This window comes from Sporofaciens sp. JLR.KK001 (genome assembly GCF_036941055.1).
Lineage (GTDB): Bacteria > Bacillota > Clostridia > Lachnospirales > Lachnospiraceae > Sporofaciens.
Genome location: NZ_JAYMNO010000001.1, coordinates 3,141,438 through 3,159,094 on the forward strand (window position 1 = coordinate 3,141,438; position 17,657 = coordinate 3,159,094).

28 protein-coding genes and 1 pseudogene are annotated in these 17,657 nt (G+C 44.7%); 13 read left to right on the forward strand and 16 right to left on the reverse strand.

What is annotated here, in order from left to right; all coding sequences use genetic code 11:
• Positions 1 to 10 precede the first annotated feature (10 nt).
• On the reverse strand, positions 11 to 355 hold the full coding sequence (gene ylxM / locus VSQ62_RS16170; protein WP_334635838.1) for a YlxM family DNA-binding protein: 345 nt from the start codon (positions 353 to 355) through the stop codon (positions 11 to 13).
• Between the two features lie 248 nt (positions 356 to 603).
• On the opposite strand from ylxM, the gene VSQ62_RS16175 reads away from it, so the two are divergent.
• A complete protein-coding gene (locus VSQ62_RS16175) occupies positions 604 to 2,091 on the forward strand; it encodes an IS4 family transposase (RefSeq protein WP_334635839.1) in 1,488 nt (495 codons plus the stop codon).
• Positions 2,092 to 2,183: 92 nt separating this feature from the next.
• Positions 2,184 to 2,390: pseudogene (locus tag VSQ62_RS16180) on the forward strand (helix-turn-helix transcriptional regulator); the annotation flags it as partial.
• A gap of 109 nt (positions 2,391 to 2,499) precedes the next feature.
• Here the strand turns inward: VSQ62_RS16180 and VSQ62_RS16185 are convergent.
• Entirely contained in the window at positions 2,500 to 2,988 is a 489-nt protein-coding gene (locus tag VSQ62_RS16185; RefSeq protein WP_334635840.1) for a hypothetical protein, read from the reverse strand.
• Positions 2,989 to 3,558: 570 nt separating this feature from the next.
• Between VSQ62_RS16185 and VSQ62_RS16190 the strand changes: the two genes are divergently transcribed.
• The 6 genes from VSQ62_RS16190 to VSQ62_RS16215 all read left to right on the forward strand — a co-directional run bounded on the left by VSQ62_RS16190 (position 3,559) and on the right by VSQ62_RS16215 (position 8,365).
• Positions 3,559 to 4,026, forward strand: a complete 468-nt coding sequence (locus tag VSQ62_RS16190) for a helix-turn-helix domain-containing protein (RefSeq protein ID WP_334635841.1) — start codon at positions 3,559 to 3,561, stop codon at positions 4,024 to 4,026.
• Between the two features lie 327 nt (positions 4,027 to 4,353).
• Positions 4,354 to 4,872 (forward strand): DUF6431 domain-containing protein, encoded by a 519-nt coding sequence (locus tag VSQ62_RS32465; protein WP_350339905.1) that lies wholly within the window; start codon positions 4,354 to 4,356, stop codon positions 4,870 to 4,872.
• An 89-nt stretch (positions 4,873 to 4,961) separates the two neighbouring features.
• Complete coding sequence (locus VSQ62_RS16200) at positions 4,962 to 6,230, forward strand: DDE-type integrase/transposase/recombinase (RefSeq protein WP_300870027.1); 1,269 nt, start codon at positions 4,962 to 4,964, stop codon at positions 6,228 to 6,230.
• The gene (locus VSQ62_RS16205) at positions 6,230 to 7,036 is read left to right on the forward strand and encodes an ExeA family protein (RefSeq protein ID WP_120397164.1); all 807 of its coding nucleotides are present in this window, start codon (positions 6,230 to 6,232) and stop codon (positions 7,034 to 7,036) included. The genes VSQ62_RS16200 and VSQ62_RS16205 overlap by 1 nt, the downstream gene beginning before the upstream one ends.
• Positions 7,037 to 7,048: 12 nt before the next feature.
• The gene (locus VSQ62_RS16210; RefSeq protein ID WP_016217795.1) at positions 7,049 to 7,363 is read left to right on the forward strand and encodes a DUF6618 family protein; all 315 of its coding nucleotides are present in this window, start codon (positions 7,049 to 7,051) and stop codon (positions 7,361 to 7,363) included.
• Between the two features lie 342 nt (positions 7,364 to 7,705).
• Entirely contained in the window at positions 7,706 to 8,365 is a 660-nt protein-coding gene (locus tag VSQ62_RS16215; protein WP_286164879.1) for a transposase, read from the forward strand.
• Positions 8,366 to 8,567: 202 nt separating this feature from the next.
• On the opposite strand, the gene VSQ62_RS16220 is transcribed toward VSQ62_RS16215, so the two are convergent.
• The 12 genes from VSQ62_RS16220 to VSQ62_RS16265 all read right to left on the reverse strand — a co-directional run bounded on the left by VSQ62_RS16220 (position 8,568) and on the right by VSQ62_RS16265 (position 13,853).
• Positions 8,568 to 8,765, reverse strand: coding sequence for a GNAT family N-acetyltransferase (locus VSQ62_RS16220; protein ID WP_334635842.1), 198 nt, complete (start codon positions 8,763 to 8,765; stop codon positions 8,568 to 8,570).
• A complete protein-coding gene (locus VSQ62_RS16225; protein ID WP_334635843.1) occupies positions 8,746 to 8,901 on the reverse strand; it encodes a hypothetical protein in 156 nt (51 codons plus the stop codon). Before VSQ62_RS16225 ends, VSQ62_RS16220 begins: the two co-directional genes overlap by 20 nt.
• Positions 8,902 to 8,986: 85 nt before the next feature.
• Entirely contained in the window at positions 8,987 to 9,871 is an 885-nt protein-coding gene (locus VSQ62_RS16230) for a S8 family peptidase (RefSeq protein ID WP_334635844.1), read from the reverse strand.
• Positions 9,872 to 9,953: 82 nt separating this feature from the next.
• Positions 9,954 to 10,715, reverse strand: a complete 762-nt coding sequence (locus VSQ62_RS16235; protein WP_334635845.1) for an SAM-dependent methyltransferase — start codon at positions 10,713 to 10,715, stop codon at positions 9,954 to 9,956.
• Between the two features lie 236 nt (positions 10,716 to 10,951).
• Positions 10,952 to 11,164, reverse strand: a complete 213-nt coding sequence (locus VSQ62_RS16240) for a hypothetical protein (RefSeq protein ID WP_334635846.1) — start codon at positions 11,162 to 11,164, stop codon at positions 10,952 to 10,954.
• A 199-nt stretch (positions 11,165 to 11,363) separates the two neighbouring features.
• Positions 11,364 to 11,834, reverse strand: coding sequence for an IS200/IS605 family transposase (gene tnpA, locus VSQ62_RS16245; protein WP_334635847.1), 471 nt, complete (start codon positions 11,832 to 11,834; stop codon positions 11,364 to 11,366).
• An 86-nt stretch (positions 11,835 to 11,920) separates the two neighbouring features.
• Positions 11,921 to 12,058: a hypothetical protein gene (locus tag VSQ62_RS16250; RefSeq protein ID WP_334635848.1), complete on the reverse strand. Its 138-nt coding sequence runs from the start codon at positions 12,056 to 12,058 to the stop codon at positions 11,921 to 11,923.
• Between the two features lie 12 nt (positions 12,059 to 12,070).
• Positions 12,071 to 12,307 carry a hypothetical protein gene (locus VSQ62_RS16255; RefSeq protein WP_334635849.1) on the reverse strand — a complete coding sequence of 79 codons (237 nt, stop codon included), beginning with the start codon at positions 12,305 to 12,307 and terminating at the stop codon, positions 12,071 to 12,073.
• Complete coding sequence (locus VSQ62_RS32470; RefSeq protein ID WP_350339926.1) at positions 12,295 to 12,507, reverse strand: DUF3990 domain-containing protein; 213 nt, start codon at positions 12,505 to 12,507, stop codon at positions 12,295 to 12,297. Before VSQ62_RS32470 ends, VSQ62_RS16255 begins: the two co-directional genes overlap by 13 nt.
• Positions 12,485 to 12,598: a type I restriction-modification system subunit M N-terminal domain-containing protein gene (locus tag VSQ62_RS32475; RefSeq protein WP_350339927.1), complete on the reverse strand. Its 114-nt coding sequence runs from the start codon at positions 12,596 to 12,598 to the stop codon at positions 12,485 to 12,487. Before VSQ62_RS32475 ends, VSQ62_RS32470 begins: the two co-directional genes overlap by 23 nt.
• A 96-nt stretch (positions 12,599 to 12,694) precedes the next feature.
• Positions 12,695 to 12,910 (reverse strand): hypothetical protein, encoded by a 216-nt coding sequence (locus VSQ62_RS16260; RefSeq protein ID WP_334635850.1) that lies wholly within the window; start codon positions 12,908 to 12,910, stop codon positions 12,695 to 12,697.
• Positions 12,900 to 13,853 carry a HipA domain-containing protein gene (locus tag VSQ62_RS16265; RefSeq protein ID WP_334635851.1) on the reverse strand — a complete coding sequence of 318 codons (954 nt, stop codon included), beginning with the start codon at positions 13,851 to 13,853 and terminating at the stop codon, positions 12,900 to 12,902. Before VSQ62_RS16265 ends, VSQ62_RS16260 begins: the two co-directional genes overlap by 11 nt.
• 157 nt (positions 13,854 to 14,010) lie before the next feature.
• Between VSQ62_RS16265 and VSQ62_RS16270 the strand changes: the two genes are divergently transcribed.
• Together VSQ62_RS16270 and VSQ62_RS16275 are read left to right on the forward strand one after the other, a co-directional pair.
• Complete coding sequence (locus tag VSQ62_RS16270) at positions 14,011 to 14,646, forward strand: DnaJ domain-containing protein (RefSeq protein WP_334635852.1); 636 nt, start codon at positions 14,011 to 14,013, stop codon at positions 14,644 to 14,646.
• A gap of 71 nt (positions 14,647 to 14,717) precedes the next feature.
• Positions 14,718 to 14,969 carry a chorion class high-cysteine HCB protein 13 gene (locus VSQ62_RS16275; RefSeq protein WP_334635853.1) on the forward strand — a complete coding sequence of 84 codons (252 nt, stop codon included), beginning with the start codon at positions 14,718 to 14,720 and terminating at the stop codon, positions 14,967 to 14,969.
• A 22-nt stretch (positions 14,970 to 14,991) separates the two neighbouring features.
• Here the strand turns inward: VSQ62_RS16275 and VSQ62_RS16280 are convergent, their stop codons facing one another.
• Positions 14,992 to 15,141 (reverse strand): hypothetical protein, encoded by a 150-nt coding sequence (locus VSQ62_RS16280; RefSeq protein ID WP_334635854.1) that lies wholly within the window; start codon positions 15,139 to 15,141, stop codon positions 14,992 to 14,994.
• A gap of 157 nt (positions 15,142 to 15,298) precedes the next feature.
• On the opposite strand from VSQ62_RS16280, the gene VSQ62_RS16285 reads away from it, so the two are divergent.
• Positions 15,299 to 15,916, forward strand: coding sequence for a hypothetical protein (locus tag VSQ62_RS16285; RefSeq protein ID WP_334637789.1), 618 nt, complete (start codon positions 15,299 to 15,301; stop codon positions 15,914 to 15,916).
• Entirely contained in the window at positions 15,798 to 16,046 is a 249-nt protein-coding gene (locus VSQ62_RS16290) for a hypothetical protein (RefSeq protein ID WP_334637684.1), read from the forward strand. Before VSQ62_RS16285 ends, VSQ62_RS16290 begins: the two co-directional genes overlap by 119 nt.
• Before the next feature lie 48 nt (positions 16,047 to 16,094).
• Here VSQ62_RS16290 and VSQ62_RS16295 read toward each other — a convergent pair whose 3' ends face one another.
• Positions 16,095 to 16,571 (reverse strand): acyl-CoA thioesterase, encoded by a 477-nt coding sequence (locus VSQ62_RS16295; protein ID WP_334635855.1) that lies wholly within the window; start codon positions 16,569 to 16,571, stop codon positions 16,095 to 16,097.
• Between the two features lie 125 nt (positions 16,572 to 16,696).
• Between VSQ62_RS16295 and truA the strand changes: the two genes are divergently transcribed.
• Positions 16,697 to 17,473 (forward strand): tRNA pseudouridine(38-40) synthase TruA, encoded by a 777-nt coding sequence (gene truA / locus VSQ62_RS16300; protein ID WP_334635856.1) that lies wholly within the window; start codon positions 16,697 to 16,699, stop codon positions 17,471 to 17,473.
• The last annotated feature ends 184 nt before the right edge of the window (positions 17,474 to 17,657 follow it).

A 17,657-nucleotide genomic window follows, 5' to 3' on the forward strand; every position in this document is an offset into this window, starting at 1 on the left:
AACTCCTCTGTTACAGCTCTTCTATAATCTCACCGGCAATCCTGCGGATACTCTGTATCCATTCGTCCGAATCTTCTGTCTGATACTCCTTAAGAATCCCGTCTATCCTCTCCACCTTCTCCCGGACTGCCAGGAACTTCTCTACCAGATGAAGCTTCTCCTCATATCCTCTAAGCGCCTGATTGCAGCGCCTGATCAGATCATGGACTCCCTGACGGCTGATACCCGCCTCCTCCGCGATCTCCCCAAGGGAGAGATCCTCCGACACGAACCGCTCATAGATCTCCTTCTGATGCTTCGTAAGTAATTCACCATAAAAATCAAACAGCAATGTCTGCTCCAGAATCTTATCCACTTCAATCACCTTCGCTATCATACAACAAAAAGGGAAAGGTGTCAAGTATTTTTTCTTTACAAACAAACGTTCGTATTTGCTCGTCTTGTTTTATCTTCCTATGAAATCAATATTCTCATACTTCGCAACCTGAATTTGTGCTGTGTTAGTTGAAAATACAGAGAAAATCAAAAATAAAAAGGTATAAGCACTCTGTTTTTGTTATAATGGAATTAGCCGAAAACCATTTAAAAACGGAGGCTTATACCATGAATAGCATAGCAGAAATCTTTGATAATAGCAAACAACTCTTAGATAGTATTGAAAATTTTTTTGATAAGTACATTGGTCGTCCCCTTCTTAGGAAATGTGGTGTCATAAAAATGGTCGATGACATTTTTGTCAACAGCGGGATGACATACTTTGATAACCCGATTTCCCGTCTGCTGGGTGATCTGAAACAATCACCCGTCCTTGAGAAAGTTGTGAGTGCCAAGGATCTGCTTATCGACAAACTTCTCGTGTGTTTTGCCCCTGCAAGTGCGTATCTGATGTTTAAGACGGACACATTCTTCCGGGATTATAAGCAAGACACATTTTACCGTTTTGATAAGCTTCCCGGAGCTAACTGGGAAAGGCTGCAATTGGAAACAGCAAAAAATGTCATTTTAGATATAGAGTCACAGACCACAGACAAACATATCAATGCTCTGATTTTTGATGATTCTTTATATGCGCGGACCGGCGGAAAGGGAACCGAATTATGTGCCAGGGTTTTTGACCATAATGATCATAAGACCCGTCTTGGATACCGCATGATGACTGGTGGATGGACAAATGGAGAGACATTCATTCCTTTTGCACAGTCCCTTTTGTCAACGCGCGATGAGAAACAAATGGTTGGACCCAATGTCCGAATCGATTGCCGTACACTACGCGGAAAGCGCCGGGCAATGGCAAAAACAAAGGGAACCCTTGTTGTCCAACATATGGTAAAGCAGGCACACAAAGCAGGGATACCATTCGATTATGTCCTGTTTGACACATGGTTTTCCAGTCCATCCCAGCTGGCTGCGCTCAAGGGGATAGGAACAGATGTCATAGCGATGATCAAAAAGAACAGCACGAAATATATCTGGAGAGATCCCGCAACAGGCGAGGAGAAAAAACTGAATGTAAAAGAAATCTACAGCAGGAACAAAAAGCGCAGGGGGCGTTCCAGATACCTCCTGTCTGTAGATATTATCATTCCTGACAGTACCGGGAATGCCATGAAGGCAAAACTGGTCTACGTACGGAATCACAGCAACCGCAAGGACTGGGTATGCTTTGTATGCACTGACATGACCTTAGATGAAGAGAAAATCCTCCGTGCGTACACGATGCGCTGGAAAATTGAAACCTATTTTAAAATGTCAAAGAGCTATTTAAAACTTCGTACGGAATGCCACAGTACAAGCTATGATGCCATTACTTCACATATGGTAATCGTTGCAATACGGTACATGATACTGGCAATTGAGCGTTTCCAAAATACAGATAACAGAAGTCTGGAAGAACTGTTTTATGAGGTACAGCGGGATATCATAAATGAAATGATGGACTGTGCAATCATTCTCATTTTGGACATCATGCTGCAGAGTGTGAAACAGCATTTCAAAGCTTCGGATGAACAGATCAACGGACTGCTCTGTACATTTATCGGCAATCTCACCACACCGTGGAGAGAACGCTTTACTATGCCCAATGTGGCATAAAGCTATTTTATTTTTACTATTGCAAGGCTTATAATTTCATTACATTTTCATAAGTCAACCCGAAATGTACAATGATATAGGGTGATATGAGAATGAACCAAGATGAAAGACGATTTAATTTTCACGGTTTAGGGCTGGCTATCAAGCAGACCCGAGAGGAACGGGGCTGGACGCAGGCCTACCTTGCGGAATTAGTCGGAAAGACTGATAGCACGATTATGAGCATTGAAAATAAGGGGCAGCACCCCAGTTTTAATTTATTCTTCCAGCTTGTCACAATGTTTGATATTTCCATAGACCTTAAGGCGAGGGTTTTAACCCCATTATACAGACAATAAATCAGAAAATGTGCTGGTTCCGCTAGGTGAGTTTATCTCAAAAGTATTTACGAAAGTATGGAAAGATATTTTAAGCCCTGCATTGAAGTATTTGACACAAGTATGTGAAAGTCCCTTTAACTTCATCCCAATGAGTGATTACCCAAACGGCTCCGGCAATAATCGCGCCGATCATTAACCCTGTCAGGCTGAACAAACCACTGATTAATCCGGTTGTGTTTCCAAGATTGCCAAATAGCATTTTCGCCCCTTCTGACAGAAGTGTGAATTTATCCGTTCCCCCGGTCGCCCATTGCGCTTTGGTCAGTGCGAAATCCGCCACATTGAACAACCCTTTTATTCCAAGGATACCTCCGCCTATTGCAATAGCTATTTTCCCTGCGTCTGTATCAAATAATCCTGATATAAGCCCGCTTAAGACTTCCCAAATGATATCGAATGCAGTTCCTAAATGTGTAGCCCAATCAATAGAACCGATAAATTCACCAATTCCACGACCAAGACCTTCCCAGTTCATGTTTTCAGCTACATAATGGAATACGCTAAGAAATTTTGTCACAAATTCATTTAGCTTCTGCCCGTTTTCTTCCCACTGGATATTCTCTATTGCCGTATTCAGCCAGGTAGTAAGTCCCTGTGCTATATCGTCCCGCCGGATATTATCGGTGAAATACTTAACTTTATCAAATAATATATTTACCCAAGTAGCGAAACCCGTTCCAAGCTGTTCGGCGTTGGTCGTAAGGTAATTTATGAATCCTAGTACACCGAAAAATAAGTTCCTAGTACATCATTGCATTAATCTTGAAGTAATAGTGCTTGATATTCGTGTCAGCTGTGCGTCTACGAACCGACGGTGTAGCGGGCTACATCTAGGTTCGTAGGTGTGCAGATGGCATGGATAGCAAGTGCTTATTAATCAAGAATTAATGCAACGATGTACTAGCCATATAACGCAGAATGATTTTTCCTCCGCCTTGCAGGCTGAAAATTTATCCTTCGCGAAACGTATCGGTAATTAGTTTTGGTTATACTAGTACAGCATTGCTGAAATAACAATGAATAAATATTGCTTTTTTATTGTAGTCGGTGCATAATAATTCTATCACTAAAGAATGGATGGATTACTATGCGAAGGAAAACAATTGATACTATCCCAGTTTTATCTGATGCCATGAAAAGCATCTTATCTGCTTTTTCAAAAAGCCGCTCCCTTCCGTCTGGACTGGTCAAAAGAGCCGGCATTGTCCTGCTTGCGTCACAGGGGGAACTCAACCAGAATATTGCATCACAGGTCGGACTTCATTATAATAATGTTGCCACCTGGCGCAGCCGATTCCTCGCGGCGCTCCCCGCCTTGCGGAAGATTGAAATGGACGATCCGGAAAAGCTCGAAGATGAGATACGGGCAGTCCTGTCCGATAAAAAGCGTCCCGGTGCCCCGTCTGTTTTTACGCCGGATCAGATTATGCGGATCATCGACCTTGCATGCAGTAACCCAAATGATTTTGGGTACGAAGTAAGCCAGTGGAGCCTCCCGCTGTTAGTGGCAGAAATTAAAAAGCAGGGGATCGCTGAATGTCGCCCAGCAAACTAAAGTTCCTATCTCCCACACAAAAACATCGAATTAAAATCTCATCTTCTTAATACTGTCTATCAGAGCGCGCTGTAGGAAACGGCGCATTTTCCTCTTGACCATTCCTGCCTGTTCCGATATAGTTTTTTTTGGAACAAAAAAAAGAGAAAGAACACCAACCTCCTACAGTTTGTTCTTTCTCTCACACCAGCGTGCCTGCCATATACGGGATCATGTCCCACTCGTGAGGCTTTGGCACTACCGACATATACTATGATAAGAGAAAACTCCCTATTTTGCAAGCTGATCCGTATAAAAACTTCATCAAAAGCACTATTTGAGTCTTTCATGGTTGGATTCCGTCCCCAGCTGCAGACCTGTCCCTTCTGCGGGGCAGCAGGCAGCTGCAAGATCCATGCCTATTATGACCGTTCCCTGGTGGATTTCATAGATGGCGCCCCTGTCCGACACAGCCTCTGCATCCTTCGCCTCATCTGCACCTGCGGCCATACCCATGCCATCCTCCCGGATTTCATCATCCCCTATTCCGGCTACGGCCTGTTCTTCATCCTCCGTGTCCTGGCAGAGTATTTCCTGCACCTCTCTACTATAGAGGGCCTCTGCAGGCGTTTCTCCATCACCCTTTCCCAACTGCACCGTTTTCTGGAACTCTTCCTGGTGCAGAAGGAAGAATGGCTCGGGGCACTTTCCTCTATGGAAGTCTCTTCCCTCTCCTTCCTGAAGACACTGTTCTCCCAGCCCTCCTATTCTGATTTTGCTTCCGCCTTTGTCCGCCGTTTTGCAAAATCCTTCCTCCAGTCCCATAAAAATCCGGCGTCTTACTGCCAACAAGTGTTCGGTCCCTGAACTGCTTTTCCACGACCACACGACCAGGCATGGTCTCCCTGAGGGAACTCCTTTATAATGGCAGAAAACCATTTAAGGAGGATATTTTTATGGACAACAAACAAAAGAACCTTTCGGACGCTGCCGCCATGGCACAGTTCCGGCTTGCCCTCATCGCACCGGTCATCCATGGCCTTTATCCTGATGCGTCCAGAAATGCCTATTACCAACGCATCACCGAGAACCCGCTCACCCTGCCTGATGGTTCCGCCTTCCGCTACAGCCCCAAGACTATCAGCAAGTGGGTGTCTCTCTACCAGAACGGCGGCATCGATGCACTTATGCCCCGGGAACGCTCCGACAAGGGCGGCACACGGGTCCTGACGGATACAGCCATCGAGGAGATCTACCGGCTTAAGGAAGCTTTCCCAAGGCTTAACTCCACGCAGATCCACCGCCACCTTGTGGAAGAGGCGTTCATCCCTGCCTCTGTCAGCGTGTGTGCTGTCCAGCGTTTTGTAAAGAAACATGACCTGAAATCGGCACGTAACCCGAACATGCGGGACAGGAAGGCTTTTGAAGAGGACGCCTTTGGGAAAATGTGGCAGGCTGATACCTGTTACCTTCCATATATCACAGAAGACGGCCTGCGCAGGCGGGTCTACTGCATCCTGATCATCGATGACCATTCCCGGTTCCTGGTGGGCGGCGGGCTCTTCTATAACGACTCAGCTTATAACTTCCAGAAAGTGCTTAAGGATGCTGTGGCTGCACATGGAATCCCTTCTAAGCTCTATGTCGATAACGGTTCCAGCTACTCGAACGGGCAGCTTTCCCTCATCTGCGGCTCCATCGGAACGGTCCTTTTACATACAAAAATCCGGGATGGCGCATCCAAGGCTAAGATAGAACGCCAGTTCCGGACACTCAAGGAAACCTGGCTCTATACCCTGGATCTGGATTCCTTAAGCTCCCTGGCACAGTTCAATGGACTCCTTAAGGATTACATGCGCTCCTATAATACTTCCCTCCATTCCGGCATCGGCACTACACCCCTTTCCCGTTACCAGCAGACCCGCGCTTCCATACGGACACCTGCGTCCAGGGAATGGCTGGAGGAATGTTTCCTGAACCGCATTACAAGGAAAGTGAATAAGGATTCTACCGTCTCCATCGACAAGGTATCCTATGACGTCCCTATGCAGTTTATCTCATCAAAAGTGGAGATCCGCTTCCTCCCGGATGACATGTCCTCCGCCTTCATCCTTTACGAAGGGGTGCATTATCCCATCCGCCCTACGGATAAGAATGAGAACTGCAGGACGAAGCGCAACAATACACCTGGCATCGACTACTCAAAGTTAGGGGGTGGCTGTTGATGTTCCGTTCTTACTATGGATTGTCTTTCAATCCTTTTGACAAACAGATGGCCCGGGAAAAAGACCGTTTCCTTTCCAGGGACATCTCTGAGATGCTCTCCCGGCTGGATTACCTCAAGGATACCAGGGGCATTGGTCTGTTCACGGCACGCCCGGGCATGGGGAAGTCTTTTGGACTCCGCTGTTTTGCAAAGGGGCTCAACCCGAACCTTTACCATATGGAGTACATCTGTCTTTCCACCGTAAGCGTCATGGAGTTCTACCGCCAGCTCTGCTCTGTACTGGGAGTAGAGCCTAGAGGCGGCAAACCCGGGATGTTCCGGGCCATACAGGAGCAGATCCTCTACCTTTACCGGGAAAAGAAGCAGCCCCTTCTTCTGGCCGTTGACGAGGCCCAGTACCTCTCCACAGGCATCCTGGAGGACATTAAGATGCTCATGAACTACGGCTATGACTCCCTGAACTGCTTTACGCTCATCCTGTGCGGGGAACCGCACCTGAACAATACCCTGCGCAAGCCTGTCCACGAAGCCCTGCGCCAGAGGATCACCGTGCATTACAACTTTACCGGGCTCACAGATTCAGAAGTGGCGCAGTATGTACTCCACAAGATCTCCTGTGCGGGAGGCTCTGCCTCCATCATAGAGCAGGCCGCCCTTTCCGCTGTCCACAGCCATTCCCAGGGGAATCCGCGTCTGGTGGATAACCTGATGACAAATGCCCTTACCCTTGGCGCACAGATGGAGAAGAAAGCAATTGACACGGAAGTCATACTTGCCTCCGTCAGCAGCCAGAATCTTGGATAGGGGGTGTTGTTTTTGGAATACAGATGTTTTTTCAGGGATGGTTCCCGCATAGAAACCTGGACAGGGGAGATTATCCTGCTGCGATGGCGGCCTGGATGGTATGAAGCTGAGATGAATGGACGGGGGACATACTTCCACATCCTGGCCGGAGTGCATAAATACGGAAACTACCTGTGCATCCCGAACCATGATGTGGGATGTGAACTATCCGATTTTTCTGATATTTTCTGGAATGAGGGGCGGATCAGCAATCTAATGCGGAAGGTAGATGCCGTAACTGTTGCTGCCGGTTTGGCTTATCTGCCGACTCTGGCTGACAAACAATAAAAAATCCAAATACATCATGTGGCTATGGATCTCATAATGGGATTCATGGCCTTTCGATTTCGAAAGAAAAGCTATACCAACAGCGTGCTGCATTTTCGGCGGTATTATGCATTTGTAGACAGCACTGCGCAGTCAATGCGAAAAAGGTTGGAAAAATAATTTGCCGTTTATGTCTCCCTCAATTCGCCGTCCAACAGCTGAACAGATTTCTGAGAAATCTGTCAGCCGTTTTTTAAAAATGAGGTAGATTTACATCCCCACAAAATCCGTTATTGGCTCCATTCTTCTGAAAAGACGGAATCCCCGGAATCTTTTGCGTGTAAAGTAAACGAAATCTGCGGCCTGTACCAGAGCGCCCCGGAACAAAACCGGGAAGGTGCACACGTTGTTTCCACGGATGAAATGACGGGGGTACAGGCGTTGGAACATAAATATCCTAATAAGCTCCCATTACCCGGCCAGTGCGCCAAAATGGAGTTTGAGTATATCCGCCATGGCACGACCAGTCTCATCGGGTTCTTTGATGTTGCAACGGGCCGTATGGAAATGCCATATCTAAACTCCACACGCACAGAAGAGGATTTTGTGGAAGCTGTAAAAGCATTGACAGAAACAGACCCGCAGGCTCCATGGACATTTATATGTGATGGCCTGAACACCCATAAGTCGGAAGCCCTTGTCCGCTTTGTGGCAGAGGCCTGTGTCCCTGGTGTGGAACTGGGCAAAAAAGGAAAGACAGGGATCCTCAAAAGTATGAAAAGCCGGGCAGATTTCCTGCATGACCCTTCCCACCGGATCCGCTTTGTGTATACTCCGAAACACAGTTCCTGGATGAACCAGATTGAGATATGGTTTGGCATCATTAACCGAAAGCTGCTGAAGCGGAAAAGCTATCTGTCAATAGAAGAACTGGAAGCAAGCATCTTGCGCTTTATTGAACAGTACAATCTTACAGCACACCCATTTAAGTGGACATATGCTGGGATACCATTAGCAATTTAATCACTGATATTTAAGCAATGCTGTACTAGCTTAGCTTCTCCAAATGTTGCGGAAACAAAATCGAATTCTATACGAACTAACATTCGTGTTTTTCCGTCTTATACGGTAAATAGCAAACCGAAAATCCCATTTATAATCCAAGAGCCCCGTTTGGTAAGTCAAAGCCCCCGCTGCGAGCCAAATGTTCTGCCATTCATGCATATTACTGCAGCATCAATCCCATTACATACAGCTCAAAATACTCTCCATTAATCAGCGTCGTGTTCTTTAACCGTCCTTCGATTTCAAAACCAAATCTTTCATATAGCTTCACAGCTACTTCGTTATCACATCGCGTATCTAACTGTATTCTGGCAGTAATCCCATTCCCCTTACAGAAATCAATCAACCGGCGGATCATCTCGGTTCCGATTCCTTTTGCCTGATATTTTTTTCAAGAAAGTCGTTTCCCCACCCACATAATTATAGAAGTCTACGATTTTCTCCGCATCCTCAAGTTCCGGTTCCCGATATACAATATTTAATATGTTTTCCATATTTTTTCTCCTGTTTCATTATATTATTGATTTAAAGTAACCGACAAAATCGTACTGTACAGAAGTATTCTTATTCCATTTACAATTACATCAGCATTCTGTCTACTCTGAGTATCCCCCACCCCTGATTCTTACCGTTTTGCTGCCGCTCACAGGTCTCCCGGAGCTTAAGTTTAATCTCCACATTAGCCGCGCCCGGATATTTCGACAGAAATAATGCCGCCGCACCCGATACCACAGGCGTTGCCATAGATGTTCCGCTCTTTCTGACATAAGGGATCCTGTTCTTGCGATACAGGCTGCTGCAGGAGAAAACCTGATACCCCGGCGCCACAACTTCCGGCTTCACAATACACCGGTTGGTAGGCCCTGCGCCGGAACAGATATTCTTCATCCCAGGTTCCTCCAATGCCCCCACAGTAATCACCTTACGGCTGTTCCCCGGAACTGTCACGCTTCCTTCCTTTGGCCCGTAATTCCCTGCCGACACAATAACCGTGATCCCGTCGTCCCACAGCATCTCTACTGCCTGTATCAGACACCGCTCCTTCTCTTCATCCAGTCCAAGCTTCGCACCAACCGATATATTGGCCACTTGAATACCGTATCGGCTACAGTTCTTCCTGATCCACCGGATTCCCTCCATGATCTGCATCACATCTCCTTCACCCCTGGCATCCAGGACCTTCACCGCTGCCAGATTCGCTTCCGGCGCAATTCCGGCGAGCCTTCCCTGAGACAGCGCACCGCTGCCGGCAATGATACCTCCCACATGCGTTCCGTGCCCGCTGTCATCGTATAATCCATGACGATGACTGACACAGTCATAAAACGCCAGAATCCTTCCCTTAAGATCTGGATGCGCCGCCATCCCTGTATCTAGAACCGCCACCGTTACATTCTGCCCCCTGACATTTCCCTTCATGGTGTCGTCACAACAATAGTGGATCTGCTGTTTTACTTTATTCATCGAAAAAATCCTTTTTTATCAGGATATTCGGTTTATGCCAAACTTGTGCCCTTATTGACCATTCCGAACCTGTCTGTTCGGCTTACACTTTCCTTGCCGCAATCAAATATCGATGAACCGTTCCTTTTATTTCCCCTTTTTCTTCAATGACCTTCTGCATTTTCAATAGCTTATCAAAGCATCTCTCAACGGAAAACCCTGGAAACTCCCATTCAATAATACATGCGAACCAGACAAATGCGCCAACATCATAAAATCTGATCGGACGATACGCTTCCTTCGCCTTGATAATATGAAATCCGGCATTCTCGAACACTCTCCTCTGCTCTTTGAGATTCAAATGCGGGAAAGGTTTATCCGTTCCGGGAAGAACCATCTCAACCAAATCTCTGTCATTATCGCTTCCTACCTGCTCCGTAATAAAGATTCCGTTCTTTTTTAACAGACGGTATAATTCCCCGGCATCAAAACTGCCATGCCGGTTAATGATCACATCAAAAGCTTCATTATCAAAAGGAATCACGGAAGGTGTGCCGCACTCTTTAAAGTTAATTCCCAGAGGCAACAATTTTTCCTCACACAATCGTACATTAGGCTTGAATCCTTCCGTTGCCGCTGTCTTGTCAAATGGATGGTCAAGAGACAATAAAAATTCACCGCCGCCGGTATCATAGTCTAACATATCAAAATCCCTGTTCAAATACTTTCTCACCGTCTTTTCATAGTCCCACGGCAGATCATCCTCTTCCTCATATCTCCCATGGATATGCGAAAAATCCCAGCCTATTATATGTGCCGCCTTCTCTTCCTTTTCCCAAATCGATCTTAATTCTGCTTTATTCATTCAAACTGCTTCCTTTCAATATCTGTTGTAGTTAACGTCCCGCGGCAATATACCCGCAGGCACTCCCGCTTAGCCAGTTGATCGGTGCAGTTTCCTGACAACATAAGCCTTTGCTTTTTGATTAACCTCGATACAATCTGCTGCCAGTTTTACAACTGCACCGAGTGATTAATTCGTTTTCTCATCTCTAACCTCCGCAATTTCCGCTGGCTCTGCCAGACTTATACTGTTACCAATTATAACATAGAACTGCCGATCAAAGCAGTAACTCTTAAAGAAAATCCAGATAGTCCTGCAAATTGATCCTGCTTCTTCCTGACTGCAAGAGTTACATATTCTTCTAATGTATCCGTCATTTCTACATTCACGACCTTGAATAATTCCGTATCTTTATTAAGATAGGTAAACGCTGTGTTTATTCTGTCAAACAGTCCCTTTTTTCTGATCACCTCCAGAAAATGCGTAACATCCAATTCAAATGTAACGCAATACTGCTAGATAAATCTATTTTTTCATCTTTCCTCCTGCTATTTCCCAGCACATATCCTGATCCTGCGGAATCTGTTTGATGAACGGCACAAGGCTAGTATAACCCAAACTAAATGAACTACCCCGCAGCAAGCTGCGGGGTATCTAAGGTCGCAGCCTCTACATATAATCCCATATGCTATACTGCTTTGTTTCCTCTACATTTTTATAGATTGTTTTATAATTTTTCTCCTGCCCCTGTTCTTTCACATACTTGCTTATGATTTGCTCGTTCCCATGTTCACTTACTGTTGCTACATAATACCCATCTATCCAAAATTCCCCTCCCCACAATTTTTTCTTCACTTGTGGACATTTCGCAAACACCTCTCGTGCTATGATACTCTTCACTATTTGTATGATTTTCTTTGGACTATATGTTGGCACTGACTGTATAAGAAAGTGTACATGGTCTTTGTCCGTACCTACTTCCAAAAATCTAATTTCATATCTTTCCTGAATTCCTTCACATGTTTCTTTGATTACCCTATCTACATCTTCATCTATTACTACTCTTCTATATTTTGCAGGACATACGAAATGATACATGGGTACCGATACATTGTGTGACTTGCGTATAGTTTCACTCATCGCACAACTTCTCCTTTCCTTTTTCCTCTAGTATATCACTTCATCTACATTTTGAAAAAGTTTGTTACGCAGCAAGCTGCGGGGAATTAACCCCCTCTTTTATTAAAAATAAAATCCGATATATTCAGTAAATCCCACTCTTCAAGTACCTCACCTGTCGGTTTATTTTTATACGCGGCATAACATTCCAATAAATATAGATAAAATTCATGTTCTGCTGTCATATTATTCTCCTCTTATATATATATGAAATTTCTAGGATCTCCCGTTATTTTCTCACATTCCCACATATCAAATATAGCAGGATAACCGAACTCATCCATACCATACTGTATATCTTCTAACATAATGTGGGTTTGAGATTTTATAAAACTGTTGATTGCTTCCATAGGAATCAGACCATATTTATCTATCATCATTTTTACAACTTCCCTGTCATAATAATGCAATACCTCACTCATCATTTTTTGCATAATATTACCTCCCTGAACTTAAGAAACGGAATCGTTTTTTCTGTTTTGAATACACATTGATCTTTGAGTTTCTGCGGCAACAAACGCTTTATTGCAAAATCCTCATCAACGAACCCGGATATATACATATTCAATACAGGCATCGTATTATCATTGGCAATTGGACCTTTTATAAAATCATACTTCCTCTGATTCCCCACCCCAATCTTTGAAATAATCAAGCTCCTTGTCTGATAAGTATTTGTAAAACATAAAGCCAAGAATATAGTCCTTGTACTCGCTTGCCTTGATGTTTTCCTGAGTTCATTCGCAGTTGCCCATATTCTCGTAGCCAGCTCTTGCTTCGTTATTCCTTATGTCTCCTCTTCTGTGATATCTTCTTTACCGCTATGCGATTCCATATTTCTTAAAAATAAGATTCAATTCCTCTCTGCTGATTTTTCCGGCAAGATAATATGCCTTCACACTCGCCTCCACTGCTTCAAACAATAAGTCAAACTGCAGCCAGTCACCTGCGTCATAATATTCCTGTAATTCCTTGAAATCACGCTGCAGCCCTTCCGGAAGGTCCATAGGCAAAATTATTTTCTCATCATTGTACATTCTGTTGTCCTCCAGTTTCATATATATTTTTTTCGGCAATAATTTTCTGATAAATTGGAAGAAACTCCTTATCATATCTGCATTCCATTATCTTATAATAGAACATCTTCTGTACTTCTGATATCACTGGAATATCCTCTATCAACCTTCTAATTTCCGGTAATAAATCCCCTATAATAGGAATCAACCTTTCCACAGCGTCACTACATTCCCGATATTCCATATTTTCCATAAGATGATACGGATTTATCTTCTTCCCTTTCATCTCAAAAATACACCGGCGCCCTCTATAACTTTCTGTCTCCAGTTCCATTTCATCTGACAAAACCTCCGACATCTTTTCTTCATCCCATTTACAATTGAGACAATTCCCGTTATCATATATTGGAGCTATTCGTTTATTACCATCCATGCCCAGAATAATCCCCCAATTGCTGTTATTTCTGTCTGGATTTCCAAGAAATGCATCCACTACAAACATATTCCAAAAATGCTCCCTGATTCCCTGAACATCTTTTAAAAATGGATGTTCCTGCATTGTCATAAGAATTTCGTACAGATCTACGCCTACTCCATTCGTCTCATTTCCACTGGAGTCTAAAAAATGTGGTTCGAAGGTTACCTTAATCTTATCAAATTCATATAATATCTCTCCACTCCTAAGAAAGTCCCCACATGCGACAACCGTTTTTCCATTTCTTGTACCAAGAATCGTTTCATGCACATCAAACCCCAACATCCGGTAAATTTGTGAACCAATATATTCACACACCGGACTATTAGAATAACTAAGCCTGATATTCTTCATTCCCTGTTCTTTCAGATTCCCCGGAAATTTCAGAATATAATCCTTCCCGTCAACAGAAATACCCATTTTCCTTCCAGCGGTTCCTCCGTACATTCTCTGATTCTGTTCATATCCGTTAAAATCTGCCATTTCCATGCCCATCACCTCAATCACCCAACTAATACAACCAGTATAACACAGATTCACATCTATATCACCTTTTGAATATTCAAAATTTCTAATTGATTTATCCGCGAAAGTGTCGTAAGATAATTATGCTCATTTCCATATTTTATCATCAATGGAGGATAGAATGAACGACAAGAATTATTATGATATATTGGGTGTCTCAGAAAAGGCTACCTTAGAAGACATTACCGCAGCCAAGAACGAACTGGCGAAAAAGTACCACCCGGATGTCAACATCCGCAACGGTATCGACACCACCGAACAGATGCAGGAGATCTTAGAGGCCTACAATGTCCTGTCCGACCCGGACAAGCGTTCCGAGTATGACTGGAACTTCACCAGAAGGCGGCCGACTATGCAGACCTTCGATCTTCATAATATGGAAGAAACTCCTGAGGATACCGATCCTGCCTTCGTCGCTTACTGGAAGGCTTCTAACGCCCTGTACGACATCATCCAGCAAAGCGACGCCCTATTCAAGGATAAGAACTACTCTGACGAGCTTACCGAACTTTCAGAAGAAGCGTCACAGCACGTTGCCCTGCTCCAGTCCTCTGCCATCCCTGAGCGGTACTGGTATCCGGACATTATGAACTGGCTCCTCTTCACCTGGTTCCAGCACAGGAATTACACCACGTCCTACCTGCTGACCCTTTATGACGAGTACGCTAAGGAGAATATCACCACGTTGGACAAGCTTAAGCTGCAGAAGAATTCCTACCTCTACCAGCACTCTATAAAACGACTGATAAAAAATTGATTTTCCTTCTCACACATTGGAACCCTCCGCATATTATGTTACTGTAAACATCATAAATGGAGGATTTCAATATGAGCGATTTAAGTGCTACGAACTGTGGATGCGGCTGTGAGTCAGGCGTAGGAAGAACTGGTGGAGAATGCGGATGCGGCTTTGGCAACAATAGCTGCCTGTGGATCATCCTTCTGCTCTTCTGCTGCGGCGGATGCGGTAACGGCTTTGGCGGCGGATGCGGCAATGACAGTTGTCTGTGGATCATCCTTCTGCTCTTCTGCTGCGGCGGATGTGGCAATGGATGCGGCGGCTTTGACTGCGGATGCTAATTCTATAACCGGGCGGAGTATATCACTCCGCCCTCTTCATTTTGTATTCATTCAGTTTCTTGCTGTCCTTCTCAGGCTGTTCCAGAACTGCTTCTTCCAGATGTTTTCTCAGCATACAATTCTCATCAATCTCGTACACGGCATTGCCGTCAATAATCAGTTTCCTATCCATATTCCCTTCCCCTTTCTGGTATCTTACCATACTAATATATGAAATATTTTCAATTTAGTTTTTCCATATCTTCAAACTGTAATACATTATCAGACAAGTATGTATAAATTCCTCTCCGCTGTCATATATATTTACAACGTTATTTCAAGGAGTGCTTATGGAACAAAATCCACCGAAACCAATGACACCTTTCGATAATCTGGTCACACCGCCCTTCCTATATACATTAAAACTCCTGCTTCCATACACTCCGCCCTCTATCCAGCGCTTTTTCGGGGTCTATATCAAATTTCTGGAGCTTCGCCACACCATGGAAGTCTTTCAGGGTTTTTCTTCTGATCCCTCTCCTTCCAATATACTGGAGGGGTTAAAACCTTATATGAACCCTTCTGAAAAAGAAATGATGGAACAAATGTCCGGCATGATGAATATGATGGAAATGGTACAGAATATGCAGAACATGCAGAATATGTCAGGATCCTCCATGGATTCGAATTCCTTTGATCCGATGGACATGATGAAAAGCATGATGAATCCTGAACAGCAGGAGATGTTTGAAATGTACAGCATGATGTTTGAAAATGAAATGAATCAACCCGACACGGGCAGCAGGAAAGGAGACAATGACAATGAACGAATGGATGAACCACCCGTCAATGCAAAACATGGATCCAATGAAAATGGAGCTGATCCGCACAGCGGCAGCACAGACTCAGGGGAAGAGCGGGAAGTCTCTCGCACCTATCATGATGGCATTGATCACGAACGCGAATAAAAAAGGAATTCAGTTTACACCGGATGAATTCTCTCTGGTACTCTCCGTCCTAAAGGACGGAAAATCCAAGGAAGAACAGGACCAGATCGAGAATATGGTGCGGATGGTATCTTCTTATATGAAGAAATGACCTCCCTCTGATCATTACAAAATACAGCTATAAGCTCTGGCGGCATGCTTAGAATCCCTCTTCCTTTCTAAGCAGCCGCATCTCTCTTCGAAGCTTCGCCTTCTCAAAATCGTGCCGGTCCTCCTCCGTCTCCAGCAGAAGACGCGGCACCTCGGCAGGCTTATCGTTGGAATCCAGCGCCACCATTGTAAAAAACGCATTGTTGATCAATATCCTTTCGCCGTCCGCATCCTCTACATAGGTATCCACCTTCACTTCCATGGAGGTCCGCCCCACATACGTGATCTTCCCTTTGAGCACAATGACATCCCTCTGATAGGCTCCCTTTAAGAAGCGGAGATTATCCACCGAAACCGTCGTTATATTCATATGGGCATGACGCTTCGCCGCAAGCGCCGCAACTTCATCGATCCACTGCATCAGGATGCCTCCGAACAAACGTCCCGCCCCGTTCAAATGATTCGGACGGACCATATGGACTGTTTCCACAATGGATTCTGATACTTTTCTGCTTTCTACACTCATTTATATTATTTCCTTTCGTTATAGGTCTTTTTCTTTGTTTACCCTTTTCTTATAATATAGAATTTGATATACTTAATACAATGATGTTATAAATATTTCCATATAGAAAGATGAGGATTTTGAATATGCGCAAAAGAGACAAATCCGCAAAAACGCCTTCTGCTTTAAGAAACATCAAATTAACAATAGAATACGACGGCAGCCGTTACCAGGGCTGGACACGCCTGGGGAAAGACGAATCCAACAATACGGTCTCCAATAAGATCTTAGAAGTCATCAGAAAGATGACCGGAGAATCCGATACCGAACTGAACTGCGGATGCCGTACCGAGGTTGGCGTACATGCCTATGCGCAGGTCGCCAATTTCAAGACGGGATCCGATATGAAGCTTCTGGATATGAAGCATTACCTCAACCGATATCTTCCCATGGACATTGCGATCGTCCGGGTAGATGAGGTTCCTGACCGTTTCCATGCCCAACTGAACGCCACCTCCAAGACTTATGTGTACCGCATGACCATCGACGACGTACCCAGCGTGTTCGACCGCAAGTACACCTACCACTGTTTCAAGACGCCGGACAGGCAGCTGATGCAGCAGGCCGGCATTCTCCTGACCGGGACTCATGATTTCAAGAACTTCTCTTCCTCAAAGAAAAGCAAATCTACCGTAAGGCAGGTTTATGAGGTTGAGATCTACAGCGCCGCCCAGGAGATGCAGATAATGATCCATGCCGACGACTTTCTTCACAATATGGCACGGCTCATGGTAGGTACGCTGCTGGATATTGGATTCTACACCCGCCCCAAAGAAGACATCGACGATATCCTGGAGGGCAGCATGGATGCAAGCGCTCCCTGCGACCCCAAAGGGCTCTATCTTCAGGAGATCACCTACTGATCGTTTGTCTTCCTCAATTTGCAGATCACACAGGGACGCCGCATGGTATCCTGTCTGCGGCTGCCCTGTGTCTTTTCTTTCCGCATATTATAGCATCAAACCCCTCCCCTATCAAGCCAATACAAGATACAAATAAATACCCTAAAACTCAATAATTGTAAAAATTAGGTAATTTTTATAGTGA